The following is a 15,120-nucleotide window of genomic DNA, read 5'->3' on the forward strand; positions in this document are numbered from 1 at the left end:
TTGACGTGGCCTTACGCGGGCAGGCAGGCCTCCAAGGCGGTTTTCACTTTTTCAGGCCAAGGGATCGAAATGTGCTTGTCCAGATCCGACGCCGCGAGCACCTGCGTGCTGGACCACCGTTTTTCTCCTTTGCAGCTGATGTCGTGGTGAATGGTCATGGAGGACCGTCCCACCTTGAGCACCGTGACCGCGAAGGTCAGCTCTTCCCCAAAGAAAGACGGGCTGGAGAAATCCGAGGAGATATGCACCGTTGGCGTGCCCCAGCGTTCCTTCCAGATGATTTCGTGCCAGGGAAAGCCAAGATGCAGCCAGAATTCTTCGTTCACACCGTTCAGGATGTTGAGATACGAGGGAAAGTAAGCGGTGCCGGAAATGTCGCAATCGCCGAAATTCAGCATTCGGGTGGTGGTGAATGGCATTTTCATTGGCGCGCTCCTTGGGGCGATCGGGGTTGAAGCGTGATACTGTTGCTGGGCTGAGATGCAAGAGCCGTTTGTCTGATGGCTGGGCTGGGCGTAGAGCCAAGGCGCTCGGAAAGGGGCGGCGCATGCCAGAAGGCGTGGTTTATTCAAAGGGTGAGTCGCTTGTGAAGGGGAGGTCCTTAGATTTGGTGAGGTTCTTCCAAATGCTGAGGTCCTTCCAAATGGTGAGGGCCTTCCAAATGGCGAGGTCCTTCTAAATGGCGAGGTCCTTCAAAAGGGCGAAGTCCTTCCAAATGGCAAGGTCCTTCCAAATGGCGAGGTCGTTCCAAATGGCGAGGTCGTTCCAAATGGCGAGGTCGTTCCAAATGGCGAGGTCGTTCCAAATGGCGAGGTCGTTCCAAATGGCGAGGTCGTTCCAAAGACGACATGTCGTATTTGACATGTCGTCTTTGGTATCGGCAGCGCGCAGGGACACGACGGCCGATCCCTTTTTTGACAGGCGGCTTTGACAGTGCTCTGGAACTTCTGCCTTTGATCAAAAATGACACGTTCCGACGGCTCAACTTTCCAGAAGGGAGCGCCCCTCTGACCCGCGCAGATCGGGCGCTGCGTTTTGTCGCCAGGCGAACCCAGGTTGCACCCTACCCAATCAAGCCTCTTCGCTCATGGCATGGCCCGCATATGGAAAATGATCCCACAAAGGGAAATCTCAACGGTTCATTAACTCCTCTGGGGTATCACCAACGACGACATGTCAATAACGACATGTCATCAAGATGCGCGCCGCGCGCATAAACGCCGACCCCAGTACGGAAAGGCTCCCACCGGATGCTGATCTACCGACCGGACAAATTCGAAGGTGCCTTTCGGGCCCTGGATGGCGCCTCACTTTGGGCCTACCTCCAAGAAGAAAAAACCATCTTGCGCATGGAAACGGCGACTTATCTCGGCCGCCCCGCCATTGAACCTCTGTCGCCGGATCTGCTTGATCGCTTCGGTTCCCGCGTCGCCCATCATCAGAAAAAGCAGATGATCGGGCATATGACGCGCCAGGTGTTAGAGGCACGCGGTTTCAGGCTCGACCGTAGCGGTGTGCGCATCAAACGTCCGGGGAACATATTCTTCAGTGGCAGCCGTTACCGTCACCCCGACCAATAACGCAAAGGGCCGCACCTTACGGCACGGCCCTCTTAGCGGGTGTAGCGACGAACTTTAGTTCTTCGCGTAGAATTCCACGACGAGGTTCGGCTCCATCATGACCGGGTACGGCACATCGCCGGTGCCGGGCGTACGCACGAATGTCGCCGTCATCTTGGAGTGGTCGGCCTCGATGTAATCGGGCACATCGCGCTCGGGCAGCTGTGTGGCCTCGAGCAGTGCCGCCATCTGCTTGGAACGGTCACGGACCTCAATCACATCACCCTCTTTAACGCGGTACGAGGGAATGTTCACTTTCTTGCCGTTCACCCGGACATGGCCATGGTTCACGAACTGGCGGGCGGCAAAAACGGTGGCCACGAACTTGGCGCGGTAGACAACCGCGTCCAGACGCCGTTCCAGCAGACCAATCAGGTTCTCACCGGTGTCGCCTTTGACACGCTCGGCTTCACCGTAGATGCGGCGAAACTGCTTTTCGGTCAGATCGCCATAGTAGCCCTTGAGCTTCTGCTTGGCGCGTAGCTGGATGCCGAAATCGGACAGCTTGCCCTTGCGACGCTGGCCGTGCTGGCCGGGGCCATATTCGCGGCGGTTGACGGGGGATTTCGGACGGCCCCAGATGTTCTCGCCCATCCGGCGGTCGAGTTTGTGCTTGGCAGCGGTGCGTTTGGTCACGGCTGTTCTCCTTTAAGTTATAAAGGGCGTTGTCCTCTGGGTTTCCCCCGACAGGCATCCCCTTGCGGGGGCCACCAACACCAATGAAGCCGCGCTTATACGGGGGTTCGGCCCCGTGTCAATGGGGTCAGGCGCCCGCAATGTCGCTATTCTTTGCCACCCCGCCCCATGCCCGCACAGAACGCATGCCGATGGCAAGTCACGATGTGATCGTTGACCAACCCACAGGCCTCCATCCAGGCATAGACGATGGTGGGTCCGCAAAACTTGAAACCGGCCTTTTTGAGGTCCTTTGACACCTGCTCTGACAGCACCGTCTTTGGGGGCACATCCGCTTGAGTCTCAAAGCTATTTTGCAGGGGCACCCCGTCCACGTAGCGCCACATGAATTGGTCAAACCCGCCACGCTCTTCAACATCGATCCATGCGCGCGCATTCGTGATCGTCGCATCGATCTTGCCCCGGTGCCGAATAATGCCTTCGTCTTGCAACAGGCGCGAAACCTCGGCCTCGCCCCATCCGGCAACCACATGCGGATCAAACCCCTCGAACGCCGCCCGAAAGTTCTCCCTCTTTTTGAGAATCGTGATCCAGCTCAACCCCGCCTGAAACCCATCCAGGATCAGCTTTTCCCACAGCGCGCGGCTGTCGTACTCGGGCACGCCCCACTCGGTATCATGGTAGGTAACGTAAATCGGTTCCGGCCCGGCCCAGCCACAACGCTCCATCTTGTTCTCCAAAACCCATGCACAAAACGCGCCAATTATCCATAAATCAGCCGATTAACACCTGATTATGGACTTATGCGCCAATGTGGTCCGGACGCAAACAAGAGTGTATCGCCGTGGCCAACCAATTGAAACGCAGATTTGTCGATACCCCCGTGGCCTTGCAAAGCCCACTCAACCACGCCGTCAATCAGCGCGACCGATCTGTGCTGCAAATGGTGCGTGATGCGGTGCGGCACAAACAGACACTGCTGGCCTACCAGCCGGTGATGCTGGCGCAAAACCCCGATCGCGTCGCCTTTCACGAGGGGCTGATGCGTCTGCTTGATGAAACCGGCCGCATCATCCCGGCCGCAGATTTCATGCCGGTGATCGAAGACAATGAACTGGGCCGCGACATCGATGTGCTGGCCCTGCGCATGGGGCTGATGACGCTGCAGCAAAATCCCGACCTGCGCCTGTCGATCAACATGTCCGCCCGCTCCATCGGATATCGGGCGTGGAATGACACGATGCGCCGGTTCATGAAACGCGATGCCACCCTGGGGGAACGGCTGATTTTGGAAATCACTGAAAGTTCGGCCATGCAGGTGCCCGAAATTGTCGCTGATTTCATGGCGGAAATGCAGGAATTCGGCGTCTGTTTTGCGCTGGACGACTTTGGCGCGGGGCAGACGGCTATCCGGTACTTCAGGGATTTTTTCTTTGACCTGCTCAAGATCGACGGACAATTTGTCAGAGGCATCGCGCAGGACGCGGACAACCGCGCGCTGATGGGCGCAATGCTGTCGATCGCAAAACACTTCGACATGCTGGTGGTGGCGGAATCGGTGGAAAACCCACAGGATGCCGCCGTTCTGGCCGATATGGGGGTCGATTGTCTGCAGGGATACTACTTCTCTGCGCCGACAACACGGCCCGCGTGGCTGCGCAGCGCCCGGCGCCAGGCAGCAGGATAGCTTACTGCCGGCCAAGCCACCTTTCGCCCCCGTCACAGAACCCTCAGTTGCCGCAGCGCAGCGATTGCAGTATATCCGCCTCAGAAGGCGGGGGAGTCGCAGCATGCCGTGTGCTGTGCGCGACACAAGTTTCCCTGCCAATTAGGTAGAGGAAACCATCCATGACCAATGTCGTCATCGCATCCGCCGCCCGAACTGCCGTTGGCAGCTTTGGTGGGTCTTTCGCAAACACGCCCGCCCATGATCTGGGTGCCGCCGTGCTGAAAGAAATCGTCGCCCGTGCAGGTGTTGACGCAAGCGAAGTCAGCGAGACGATTCTCGGTCAGGTGCTGACCGCCGCTCAGGGCCAGAACCCTGCCCGTCAGGCCCACATCAATGCCGGCCTTCCACAGGAATCTGCTGCCTGGTCGATCAATCAGGTCTGCGGCTCCGGATTGCGCGCCGTCGCCCTTGGCGCACAGCACATTCAGCTGGGTGATGCCGACATCGTCGCCGCCGGTGGTCAGGAAAACATGACCATGTCCCCCCATGCCCAGGCCATGCGCGCCGGTCAAAAGATGGGCGACATGAAACTGATCGACACCATGATCAAGGACGGCCTCTGGGATGCTTTCAACGGCTATCATATGGGCCAGACGGCTGAAAACGTCGCCGAGAAGTGGCAGATCAGCCGCGACGCGCAGGACGAATTCGCCGTTGGATCACAAAACAAGGCGGAAGCGGCCCAGAAAGCGGGCAAATTCGCCGACGAAATCGTCGCCTACACCGTGCCCAACCGCAAGGGCGACATCACCGTCGACAGCGATGAATACATTCGCCACGGCGCCAATATCGAAGCAATGCAAATGATGCGGCCCGCTTTTACAAAGGACGGCTCAGTTACCGCCGCCAACGCCTCCGGTCTCAATGACGGCGCGGCAGGTGCCTTGTTGATGAGCATAGATGAGGCCGAAAAGCGCGGCATCGAGCCGCTGGCGCGCATCGCCTCCTACGCCACCGCAGGCCTTGATCCATCGATCATGGGCGTCGGCCCGATCTATGCGTCGCGCAAGGCGCTGGAAAAGGCAGGCTGGAAAGCCGAAGACCTTGACCTGGTCGAAGCCAACGAAGCTTTCGCAGCCCAAGCCTGTGCTGTGAACAAGGACATGGGCTGGGATCCGGCGATTGTGAACGTGAACGGCGGCGCCATCGCCATCGGCCACCCCATCGGCGCCTCCGGGGCACGTATCCTCAACACGCTTCTCTTCGAAATGAAACGCCGCGACGCCAAAAAAGGTCTCGCCACCCTGTGCATCGGCGGCGGTATGGGTGTTGCCATGTGCCTCGAACGGCCCTAAAAGCCACATCGGGCGCGCAATAATCTTGCGCGCCCACCGCTCGCCAAGAAATAACATTACCTGACCAAATTGGAGGACCCCATGTCCCGAGTAGCCCTTGTCACCGGAGGCAGCCGCGGAATCGGCGCCGCCATCTCGAAAGAACTCAAAGACGCAGGCTATACCGTTGCCGCCACCTACGCGGGCAACGACGAAGCCGCCGCCGCCTTTACCGAAGAGACAGGCATCAAGACCTATAAGTGGAACGTCGCCGATTACGACAGTTCCAAAGAGGGCCTTGCACAGGTCGAAGCCGACCTCGGCCCGATCGAAGTCATCGTGGCGAACGCAGGCATCACCCGTGACGCGCCCTTCCACAAGATGACGCCCGAACAATGGCATCAGGTCATCGATACCAACCTCACTGGTGTCTTCAATACGGTCCACCCGATCTGGCCCGGTATGCGCGAGCGCAAGTTTGGCCGTATCGTCGTGATCTCCTCGATCAACGGCCAGAAAGGTCAGTTCGCACAAGTGAACTATGCCGCGACCAAAGCGGGCGATCTGGGCATCGTGAAATCACTGGCCCAGGAAGGCGCGCGCGCAGGCATTACCGCCAACGCAATCTGCCCCGGCTACATCGGCACGGACATGGTTATGGCAGTGCCAGAAAAGGTCCGCGAAAGCATCATTGCGCAGATCCCTGCGGGCCGTCTCGGAGAGCCCGAGGAAATCGCGCGCTGCGTGAAATTCCTGGTGGCGGATGATGCGGGCTTTGTCAATGGCTCAACAATTTCGGCCAACGGCGCGCAGTTTTTCGTCTGAACACCGGCGCGATACCGACAGAATACCGACGTTATACCGACGTCGCAAAAAGGGCCGGATCACAGGATCCGGCCCTTTCGCGTCTCGTAAGAACGTCGCGATCGTTCAGCGGGACGTCGGTGCAAAAAGCCAGCCCCAAACGTTTGCCATCGCGCGGCTCCGGGCCTCATGGGCATCCTGCATGGCGCGGCGGGTGTCGGGGTTTGTGCTTGCTTCAAACATGGCGGGGTCCTTTCGGGGATTGTTCAGTATCACTTGATTGATTTGAATATGACCCTTGCATAGCCAGTTGACAAACGAGACTTTTCAAACCTTCAGTTAAGCTGTACTTAACTGAATATGTCAGACCGATTGCCTCCCCTCACCGCCCTGCGCGCCTTCGACGCGGCCGCCCGGCACATGTCCTTTGCACAAGCCGCAGCGGAATTGAACGTAACCCCCGCCGCCCTCAGCTTTCAGATCAAGTCCCTCGAAGAACACCTGGGCGCCCCGCTCTTTCACCGCCTCAACCGCGCTGTAACCCTCACCGACGCCGGCCGCGCTCTGTCCCCCGACACTCAAGCCGCCTTTGAGCGTCTGAGCGCCGGATGGCGGGCCGCGCTGCGCACGCAGGACCACCAGACGTTGACCGTGACAGCCGGCCCTGCGTTTACCGCCAAGTGGCTGGCCCCGCGCCTTTTTGACTTTGCGCAGGCGCATCCGGAAATCGAATTGCGCTTTTCGGCCAGCTTGCGGATCATGGATTTCAACCGTGATAACATTGATGTGGCGATCCGGTTCGGAACCGGCCCGGACAAGGGGCTCTATTCCCTGCCCTTGGCCGAAGAATGGGTGGTCCCTGTCATGGTCCCCGAACTGGCGGCGACCTATGGTGGCCTTCAGGCACTTGCCCAAGCGCCCCTGATCCATGACCAATCCATAGATTTTCTGAAGCCAGACGTGAACTGGGGGGCGTGGTTTACGGCCATGGGGATGGATGCGCCGCCCCGCAGCGGCCCCAGCTTCAGCCAGGCCGATCATGCCATTGATGCCGCCCTGGCCGGGGTCGGCGTCGCATTGGGACGCCGCGCGCTGGTGATCAAGGATCTTGCCGAAGGCCGCCTTGTCGCCCCTTTTCCACACGCACTGCCGGTCAATGGGCGCTTCCGGTTCATCTGTCCCGAAGGGATGCAGGACCGGCCACAAATTGATGCCTTCAAGAATTGGATATTGCAGGAGATCGATAAACTGTCAGATACAGCCAATAGTTTCGAGATGTTGGAGCCCGACGTGACATGACCCGATCCCGCGCGACGGCCGTTGGTTTTGTCGCAGTCCTGCTTTGGGCATTGCTGGCGCTTTTTACGGTCGGATCCAGCCCAACCCCGCCGCTGTTGCTGAATGCCCTCTGCTTTGCAATTGGTGGCACACTGGGATTGATCTGGATCGCGATCACAGGATCGCTGGCAGCTTTGCGGCAGGTGCCGTTGCGGGTCTATATCTTTGGCACATTTGGTCTTTTTGGCTATCACGCGCTCTACTTTTCAGCGCTGCGCCTCGCGCCCGCGGCCGAAGCGGGGCTCATTGCCTATCTCTGGCCGTTACTGATCGTTCTCTTTTCAGGTCTTTTGCCGGGCGAGCGGCTGCGCTGGGGTCATCTGTTAGGCGCGTGCCTTGGATTTGCGGGCGCCGCGCTGATCATCACCGGTGGGGGCGTGGGGCTGTCACCTCAGCATTTTCCGGGCTATCTGCTGGCCGTCCTTTGCGCGCTGACCTGGTCGGGTTATTCCGTGCTGTCGCGCCTTGTTGGTACGGCACCAACGGCCACGGTGGCGGTATTTTGCATTGCCAGCGCCGCCCTGTCACTTCCGTTGCATTTGATGTTCGAGGAAACTGTGCTCCCTACCACGGCATTGGGTTGGGCCGCGATTGCGGGCCTCGGCCTTGGACCAGTTGGGCTGGCTTTCTATGTTTGGGATATCGGGGTCAAACAAGGCGATATTCAGCTTCTGGGCACAAGCTCGTACGCTGCCCCGCTGCTCTCAACGCTGGTTCTGGTTCTTTTTGGGGTGGCCGCCCCCAACAGTACGCTGATCTGGGCGGCGCTTTTGATTACGGGCGGCGCCGGCTTTGCCGCGCGCGCATCCGCTAAAGGGTCTGCCGTCTAACTCGACAGCCTCGTAATCTCCTCTTTGAGGCGAAGCTTCTCTTTCTTCATGGTCGCCACTTCCAGATCATCAATGCCGGGGGAACGTTGCGCCATTTCGACTGCGTCGCTCAGTTCGGTGTGCTTGCGCTTCAGAGTCTCCAGATGTGCGTTCAAAGCCATGTAATCCTCCTTGATGATATGGGTGTCCTAAGGGAACCACGTTTGCGTTCCCAAGTCACGCTGCCGTGCAGCGATATCACTTAAAATGTGATTGAATTGCTAAAATTCAAGCGCGGCGGCATCGCGGAGCACGGATCGCACCATCGGGGTATAGTCATCCACCGCGTCATCAAGATGCGCCGCCCCTTCATGCATGACAAGTGGTGCAAGCAGGCGGAATTGTCCGCGTCGGTTCTTGAAAGCGCGCAGGATCACCCTGTCAGCCGCCCGTCCGTGACGGGCCGCGAGGGGCAAAACCGCGATCGACCCCAAGTCTTTCGGCATGGCACGCAAGAGATCCGGCAACCGCTCTGCCCGGTGAATGAATGTCGCACAGCCGTTGGGCTTTAGGCGCTTTCCTGCAATCCGAACCCAGTCGGCCAGTGGTGTCTGCGCCCCATGCGCCGCCTCGCGTGCGCTGTCTGCCGAAGGGCGGGATGCTGCGCGATCGAAATAGGGCGGGTTGGCCATCAGGTGATCAAACTGCCGTTCCCTTATCGACAGAGGCAAGTCGTTGATATCGGCCTCCACCACCTCCAGCGCCGGTCCGTTACGTGCCGCAAGCGACGCATACGCGGCGTCCCGTTCGACCCCTGTCAAGGTCAACCCGGGCACACGCGCGCCAAGGCAGAGCATCGCCGCCCCAGCGCCACAGCCAAGATCAAGAACAGATTGACCGGTTGATGCCGGAACGGCGGCAGCAAGCAAAACTGCATCGATCCCTGCCCGATACCCTTTACGCGGCTGCCATAGCTTAACCTTGCCGCCCAAATAGGCGTCTTGCGTCAAATCGTCCCGGGCGTCTTTGATCACAGGCCCAGCGGGATATCATTATCCAGCAATACCTTCACCGCAGCCGCATGATCATCCGGCCGCACCATCAACCGACGGGGGAAAATCCCGATGCCGCCTTCCAGCACGCTCATGTTTACGTCCTGCTCGAAGCAGGCTATATCCTCGCCTTCAAGGAGCGCTGTGGCAAAGGCGATGATGGTGATGTCGGTGCTGCGCAAAAGTTCCTGCATATCAACGATGTAGGGGAACTCGCCCCCCTTTGTCGAGCCTTGGACCCAGAGATGTTGACGAAAAACGACGCCCAAGCCAAACCGCATGACCGCCTCGCGACCTATTTGTCTGCAGATATGACAGCCGTTGGTACTCTGATTGCTGAACGGATGGCCTCTGAACATGCGCCGCGTATCCCCGAGGTAACCGCGCATCTCGTTGGCGCAGGGGGCAAACGCCTGCGGCCCATGCTGACACTCGCGGCGGCACGGCTGTGTGGCTACAATGGCCCCTACCACGTGCATCTGGCCGCCACCGTTGAATTCATTCACACCGCCACGCTTCTGCATGACGACGTGGTCGATGAAAGCCGCCAGCGGCGCGGGCGGCCAACGGCAAATTTGCTGTGGGACAACCAGTCATCGGTGTTGGTCGGCGATTATCTTTTCGCACGCAGCTTTCAGTTGATGACCGAACCCGGGTCGATGCGGGTCATGAAGATCCTGTCAAACGCAGCCGCGACCATTGCTGAAGGCGAAGTGCTGCAGTTGACAGCTGCCAACAACCTGGCGACGGACGAAAGCATCTATCTGCAGGTCGTACGCGGCAAGACCGCCGCGCTTTTCTCTGCCGCTACCGAAGTGGGCGGGGTGATCGCAGATGCGCCTGAGGATAGGGTCAAGGCGCTCTTTGCATATGGTGATGCGCTGGGAATTGCGTTTCAGATCGCAGATGATCTGCTGGATTATCGCGGTGACGCGGGCAGCACCGGCAAGAACATTGGCGACGATTTTCGCGAGGGTAAGCTGACGCTGCCGGTGATCAAGGCCGTCGCACAGGCCAACGCCCAAGAACGCGCCTTTTGGGCGCGCACCATCGAAAAGGGTCAGCAGGACGAAGCGGATCTTGATCAGGCGCTGACCCTGATGGATAAACATGGCACACTGGATGCAACTGAATCCGATGCACGTGCCTGGGCGGACAAGGCGAAATCGGCCCTGTCCCCTCTGCCTGAACACGAGCTGAAAGAAACCCTTGCCGATCTGGCCGATTACGTCGTCAGCAGGCTGAGCTAAAGCGGCTTTGGCGCCACCAGATCCTGACCGGTCAGCGTGCTGGATCTGACCCACCAGTCTGGACGACAGGCTATGACCGCCTCTGCTGCCTGATCGGCCTCGTCCCGCGCCCCGTAAAGCCCGAAACACGTCGCCCCAGACCCTGACATTCGCGCCAGCCTGCACCCTTGAGTGTCGCCGATCCGGGTCAGCACGTCTTCAATATTTGGCACAAGCGTGATCGCGGGTGCCTGTAAATCATTTCGCTGGGCCTGCAGCCAATCCATCAGTGTGACCGCCGTAAGCGGGTCAGATAGCGCCGTCATCGGGGCGTTCACCCTGTCTTGCAACGCGGCAAAGACCTTTGGCGTGCTGACCGCCACACCCGGATTAACCAGCACTGCGTGCAAGACCGGGAAATCCTTGATCGGGGCAATCTTTTCGCCGAAACCCTGCACTCTCGCTGGCTCTGACAGCACACACATCGGCACGTCCGCCCCGATCTGAAATAAGGCGTCGGTATCTTCGCGTCCCGGCGCGTCCTGCCTCTGTCGCTTTGTCCAAGTACGCAAAGCCTTCATGGCCCGATAGGCCGCCGCCGCATCTGCCGATCCCCCACCAATTCCAGAAGCGACAGGCAAATGTTTCTCCAGGTCGATAGACAGCGCCTCATCCTGCGTCCAGAACCTTGCCGCGACCTTCCTGAGGATATTGTCATCCGATGCTGGCACCCCGGCGCGCCCGGGGCCCGTCACACGCAGGGCGCTACCTCTTTCGGTGTGCAGCGTCACGCGGTCGCCAATATCAGCAAACGCCACCAAGGTATCCAGTAAATGATAGCCGTTTTCATGCTGACCGGTCACATGAAGCGCCAGGTTTATCTTGGCGGGCGCAAAGCTTGTGACCGCAAAGCCTTTACGCACCATCAGCCGTCATTCGCCACTTTCAGGGGCGCGGCACCCTCTTGCTCCAGCACAACATCAAGCCCCACCTCGATCTTGCGCCGGATGCGCTCAGGATCGGCCTCGCCATCAATCGCGTCCGGGTCGATGAACGACAGCGCTCGCCGCCACTGAAATTCGGCCTCGCGGTCGCGCCCCACGGCCCAGTACACATCGCCAAGATGATCATTGACCACCGGATCAACAGGCAACAGCTGAACCGCCTTTTCCATCTGCACAACAGCTTCCTCGTAACGTCCCAGACGATAAAAGACCCACCCCAGACTATCGACGATATACCCCGAATCCGGGCTTGCCTTGACCGCGCGCTCAATCATATCCAACGCCTCGTCCAGATTGCGCTGCTCTTCCACCAGCGAATACCCCAGATAGTTCAGCACCTGCGGTTGCTCTGGATTAAGCTCAAGCGCTGCGCGGAAATCCTCTTCTGCGCGGATAATATCGCCAGAGCGCTCAAATGCGATGCCGCGCGAGTAATACAAGACCCAGCTTACCTGCGCTTGCGGGGCTACTCGTTCAATCGCGCGGTCATAGGCGGCGATGGCCCCTGCGAAATCATCCTCGCTCCGCAAGACATCGCCCAGAGTGGAATGCACGACGGCCAGCTCGCCATGACTGCGCGCCAGTTGCTCCAGCACCTCGACCGCCTGGTCCAGCCGGTCCGAACGGCGCAGCGCCCCTGCCCGGCCAAGCTCAGCAGCATGATAGGCCGGATTGTCAGCGGCAATGGCTTTGTATTCGGCAATCGCCAAATCGTACTGGCCCAAATTCTCCAACAGGTTCGCCGTCAGAAGCAGGGCATCCACGTGATCGGGCCGGATGAACCGCGCGGCGCGAGAATACAGCAGCACATAATAATCACCTGCAGATTCACTGCGCAAAACGGCCGCAAAGGTGAACAACACCTCCGCAATGCCATCCCGCGCGTCCCGCACCTGATCGAACGGTGCCAGGTCACCCGCCTCAAATCCGGCGATCAGCGCGTCCAGCTCAGGATCGGTGCCGCCGGGAAAGCTGGCGTTAATCAGGCGCACGGCCTCATCGAACTTACCAAGCTGCGCCAGTATCCTGGCAAAGGATATCGCACCGCGCCTGGTCTGCGCCGCCGCGCCTGCGGCGTCCGAGGCGAAAATCGCTTCCGCCCCTTCAAAGTCACCCACTGACGCAAGGGCCAGTGCCTTATGATACATGACGAACCCCTTGATACCGGGTTCTTCGCTCAGCGTATCAAACGCGGCCAGCGATTTTGTGACATCACCGGTTCCAAGATACGCCCAGGCCTTGACCAGTCCGTCTACCCAGGGGCCGATGCCCGCTGTGCCTGTCTCGCGGGCAAGGATCGCATCAAAGTCCTCCTCGGCAGCCAGATGCGAGGTCAGGATCAGATGCGCCACATGACTGTTTTGTCCGCTGGCCTCCATCTGCCGCGCCAAAGGCACGGACCGCTCAATGCGGCCCAGCGACAGATACGACAATGCGGCACTTTCCATCAGTTCGGGGTTCTTGGTATCGCGCGCCAGCGCTTCGGTATAATACCGTGCCGCCTCTGCGTAATCGCTGCGCACTGCGGCGTGGCGGCCTGCCAGATACGCCCCCGATGCCGTCTCGGCCACCAGCGGCCCCGCGATACTCGCCGCGACAATCGCCGCCAACACTTGCCTGATCATCTTCTGAACCCGCCTCATCTTGCTCCGGCAAACGGTATCAGACCCAACGGCAAGGGCAATCCCGCCCACGCCAAAGTGAGCGGATTTCCCCTTTCACCCTTGTTGAAATACCTTGGGGGTTTGGGGGCAAAGCCCCCATCAGAAAGTAAGATCGCACGCGGCAAAGCCGCCCGCTCAGAGCACCGCAGAAACAAAACTACATATTGGGATAGTTCGGGCCGTCCCCGCCCTGCGGCGTCGTCCAGACAATGTTCTGGCTGGGGTCCTTGATGTCACAGGTCTTGCAATGCACGCAGTTCTGAAAGTTGATGACAAAGCGCGCGTCCTTGCCCTCCTCTTCGACGAACTCATACACGCCCGCCGGACAGTACCGCGCAGAAGGGCCGGCATATTCCGGCAGGTTTACTGACACCGGCACATCTGGATCTTTCAGCGTCAGGTGCGCCGGTTGGCTTTCCTCATGATTGGTAAAGCTGAAGGCGACATTGGTCAGCCGGTCAAAACTCAGCGTCCCGTCAGGTTTGGGGTAGTCAATCGGCTTGTGCTTGGAGGCCTTCTCGGTCGCCTCAGCATCGGATTTACCATGCGCCAGCGTCCCAAACACGGAAAAGCCCAGCGTATTGCACCACATGTCAAATCCGCCAAAGGCGAGCGACGCCGTGAGCCCCCACTTCGACCACATCGGTTTGACATTGCGCACCTTCTTGAGATCCGCACCAATTGCGCCAGTGCGCACATCGTTCTCGTAGGCTGTCAGCTCATCGCCCGATCTGTCCGCTTTGATCGCGGCCATCGCCGCCTCAGCGGCGGCCTTGCCCGATAGCATGGCGTTGTGGTTTCCCTTGATGCGCGGCACGTTGACCATACCAACAGAGCAGCCCAGCAACGCCACACCCGGGGCCACCATCTTGGGCATCGACTGATATCCGCCTTCCGTGATCGCCCGTGCGCCATAGGCCACACGCTTGCCGCCTTTCAGCAGCTCGGCCACCATCGGATGATGCTTGAAGCGCTGGAACTCCATGTAGGGGAATACATGCGGGTTCTTGTAGCCCAAGTGCACCACAAAACCCACATAAACCTGATTGTTCTCAAGATGATAGATGAAGGATCCGCCGCCTGCATTCTTGTTCAGCGGCCAGCCCATCGTGTGCGTGACAGAGCCTTCGCGGTGCTTGTCCGGGTCGATCTCCCAGATCTCCTTCATGCCAAGGCCGTACTTCTGTGGCTCCTTGCCCTCATCTAGCGCGTACTTGGCGATCACCTGTTTGGACAGGCTGCCGCGCACCCCTTCCGACAGGAAAACGTATTTGCCGTGCAATTCCATTCCCGGCTCGGTGTTTTCTCCGATGGATCCGTCCGCCTCCAGTCCGAAGACCCCTGCAACGACGCCTTTGACTTCACCATTGTCGCCATACACCATTTCAGAGCAGGCCATTCCGGGGAAAATCTCGACGCCCAGTTCCTCCGCCTGTTCTGCCATCCAACGACAGACGTTGCCCATCGAAACGATGTAGTTGCCGTGGTTGCTCATCAGGGGTGGCATGGGGAAGTTTGGCACCCGCAGCTGACCCGCTTCGCCTAACATATAGAATTTGTCTTCTTTGACGGGCACGTTCAAAGGGGCGCCCTTTTCCTTCCAGTCAGGTATCAACGCATCCAGCCCACACGGATCAAGCACCGCGCCCGACAGAATATGGGCGCCAACTTCTGAGCCCTTCTCAAGCACGACGACATTGCAGTCCGGATCAAGCTGCTTGAGGCGGATCGCTGCCGACAGGCCTGCAGGCCCCGCCCCGACGATCACTACGTCATATTCCATCGTTTCGCGTTCAATCTCGGCCATGTGCAGCCCCCCTAACAGGCGTAAAGTCAAGTTAAGTGTGGCTAAACCAAGGGATTGCGCTTTGCAATCAGGACGGGGCGTAAAAATCCCCCAGCCACATCGTACCTGACGAAGAGTGTGCCGGTGATGCAACTTGTGGCATGACACGGCATTAT

Annotated in this window: 17 protein-coding genes; 7 read left to right on the top strand and 10 right to left on the bottom strand. The window is 59.2% G+C overall.

Features of this window, described 5'->3' with window-relative positions; all coding sequences use genetic code 11:
- Positions 1-11: 11 nt before the first annotated feature.
- Both H9Q16_RS10690 and H9Q16_RS10695 read right to left on the bottom strand, forming a co-directional pair.
- Positions 12-425 (bottom strand): acyl-CoA thioesterase, encoded by a 414-nt coding sequence (locus H9Q16_RS10690; RefSeq protein WP_216859401.1) that lies wholly within the window; start codon positions 423-425, stop codon positions 12-14.
- A gap of 250 nt (positions 426-675) precedes the next feature.
- Entirely contained in the window at positions 676-897 is a 222-nt protein-coding gene (locus H9Q16_RS10695) for a hypothetical protein (protein ID WP_191075424.1), read from the bottom strand.
- A gap of 353 nt (positions 898-1,250) precedes the next feature.
- Between H9Q16_RS10695 and H9Q16_RS10700 the strand changes: the two genes are divergently transcribed.
- The gene (locus tag H9Q16_RS10700; protein WP_191075425.1) at positions 1,251-1,580 is read left to right on the top strand and encodes a hypothetical protein; all 330 of its coding nucleotides are present in this window, start codon (positions 1,251-1,253) and stop codon (positions 1,578-1,580) included.
- Between the two features lie 54 nt (positions 1,581-1,634).
- Here the strand turns inward: H9Q16_RS10700 and rpsD are convergent, their stop codons facing one another.
- Together rpsD and H9Q16_RS10710 are read right to left on the bottom strand one after the other, a co-directional pair.
- Positions 1,635-2,255 (bottom strand): 30S ribosomal protein S4, encoded by a 621-nt coding sequence (rpsD, locus tag H9Q16_RS10705; protein WP_191075426.1) that lies wholly within the window; start codon positions 2,253-2,255, stop codon positions 1,635-1,637.
- 146 nt (positions 2,256-2,401) lie between these two features.
- Positions 2,402-2,983 (bottom strand): DNA-3-methyladenine glycosylase I, encoded by a 582-nt coding sequence (locus tag H9Q16_RS10710; RefSeq protein WP_191075427.1) that lies wholly within the window; start codon positions 2,981-2,983, stop codon positions 2,402-2,404.
- A gap of 116 nt (positions 2,984-3,099) precedes the next feature.
- Between H9Q16_RS10710 and H9Q16_RS10715 the strand changes: the two genes are divergently transcribed.
- The 5 genes from H9Q16_RS10715 to yddG all read left to right on the top strand — a co-directional run bounded on the left by H9Q16_RS10715 (position 3,100) and on the right by yddG (position 8,230).
- The gene (locus H9Q16_RS10715; protein WP_343067830.1) at positions 3,100-3,942 is read left to right on the top strand and encodes an EAL domain-containing protein; all 843 of its coding nucleotides are present in this window, start codon (positions 3,100-3,102) and stop codon (positions 3,940-3,942) included.
- A gap of 161 nt (positions 3,943-4,103) precedes the next feature.
- On the top strand, positions 4,104-5,279 hold the full coding sequence (locus H9Q16_RS10720) for an acetyl-CoA C-acetyltransferase (protein ID WP_191075429.1): 1,176 nt from the start codon (positions 4,104-4,106) through the stop codon (positions 5,277-5,279).
- 81 nt (positions 5,280-5,360) lie between these two features.
- Positions 5,361-6,083, top strand: coding sequence for an acetoacetyl-CoA reductase (gene phbB, locus H9Q16_RS10725; protein WP_191075430.1), 723 nt, complete (start codon positions 5,361-5,363; stop codon positions 6,081-6,083).
- 339 nt (positions 6,084-6,422) lie between these two features.
- Positions 6,423-7,361 (top strand): transcriptional regulator GcvA, encoded by a 939-nt coding sequence (locus H9Q16_RS10730; RefSeq protein ID WP_191075431.1) that lies wholly within the window; start codon positions 6,423-6,425, stop codon positions 7,359-7,361.
- On the top strand, positions 7,358-8,230 hold the full coding sequence (yddG, locus tag H9Q16_RS10735; protein ID WP_191075432.1) for an aromatic amino acid exporter YddG: 873 nt from the start codon (positions 7,358-7,360) through the stop codon (positions 8,228-8,230). Before H9Q16_RS10730 ends, yddG begins: the two co-directional genes overlap by 4 nt.
- On the opposite strand, the gene H9Q16_RS10740 is transcribed toward yddG, so the two are convergent.
- The 3 genes from H9Q16_RS10740 to H9Q16_RS10750 form a co-directional block, all read right to left on the bottom strand.
- Positions 8,227-8,391, bottom strand: a complete 165-nt coding sequence (locus tag H9Q16_RS10740) for a YdcH family protein (RefSeq protein ID WP_191075433.1) — start codon at positions 8,389-8,391, stop codon at positions 8,227-8,229. The two genes, yddG and H9Q16_RS10740, sit on opposite strands and share 4 nt — an antisense overlap.
- A gap of 99 nt (positions 8,392-8,490) precedes the next feature.
- The gene (locus tag H9Q16_RS10745) at positions 8,491-9,243 is read right to left on the bottom strand and encodes a methyltransferase (RefSeq protein ID WP_191075434.1); all 753 of its coding nucleotides are present in this window, start codon (positions 9,241-9,243) and stop codon (positions 8,491-8,493) included.
- Complete coding sequence (locus H9Q16_RS10750; protein WP_191075435.1) at positions 9,240-9,455, bottom strand: putative signal transducing protein; 216 nt, start codon at positions 9,453-9,455, stop codon at positions 9,240-9,242. Before H9Q16_RS10750 ends, H9Q16_RS10745 begins: the two co-directional genes overlap by 4 nt.
- 150 nt (positions 9,456-9,605) lie before the next feature.
- Between H9Q16_RS10750 and H9Q16_RS10755 the strand changes: the two genes are divergently transcribed.
- The gene (locus H9Q16_RS10755) at positions 9,606-10,511 is read left to right on the top strand and encodes a polyprenyl synthetase family protein (RefSeq protein WP_425507709.1); all 906 of its coding nucleotides are present in this window, start codon (positions 9,606-9,608) and stop codon (positions 10,509-10,511) included.
- Here the strand turns inward: H9Q16_RS10755 and H9Q16_RS10760 are convergent.
- From H9Q16_RS10760 to H9Q16_RS10770, 3 genes are all read right to left on the bottom strand, one after another.
- Entirely contained in the window at positions 10,508-11,416 is a 909-nt protein-coding gene (locus H9Q16_RS10760; RefSeq protein WP_191075437.1) for a 4-(cytidine 5'-diphospho)-2-C-methyl-D-erythritol kinase, read from the bottom strand. The genes H9Q16_RS10755 and H9Q16_RS10760 overlap by 4 nt on opposite strands.
- Positions 11,416-13,137: a tetratricopeptide repeat protein gene (locus H9Q16_RS10765; RefSeq protein WP_246455708.1), complete on the bottom strand. Its 1,722-nt coding sequence runs from the start codon at positions 13,135-13,137 to the stop codon at positions 11,416-11,418. Before H9Q16_RS10765 ends, H9Q16_RS10760 begins: the two co-directional genes overlap by 1 nt.
- A gap of 178 nt (positions 13,138-13,315) precedes the next feature.
- Positions 13,316-14,965, bottom strand: coding sequence for an electron transfer flavoprotein-ubiquinone oxidoreductase (locus H9Q16_RS10770; protein WP_191075438.1), 1,650 nt, complete (start codon positions 14,963-14,965; stop codon positions 13,316-13,318).
- Positions 14,966-15,120 lie beyond the last annotated feature (155 nt).

This window comes from Sulfitobacter aestuariivivens (assembly GCF_014763045.1).
GTDB classification, from domain to species: domain Bacteria; phylum Pseudomonadota; class Alphaproteobacteria; order Rhodobacterales; family Rhodobacteraceae; genus Sulfitobacter; species Sulfitobacter aestuariivivens.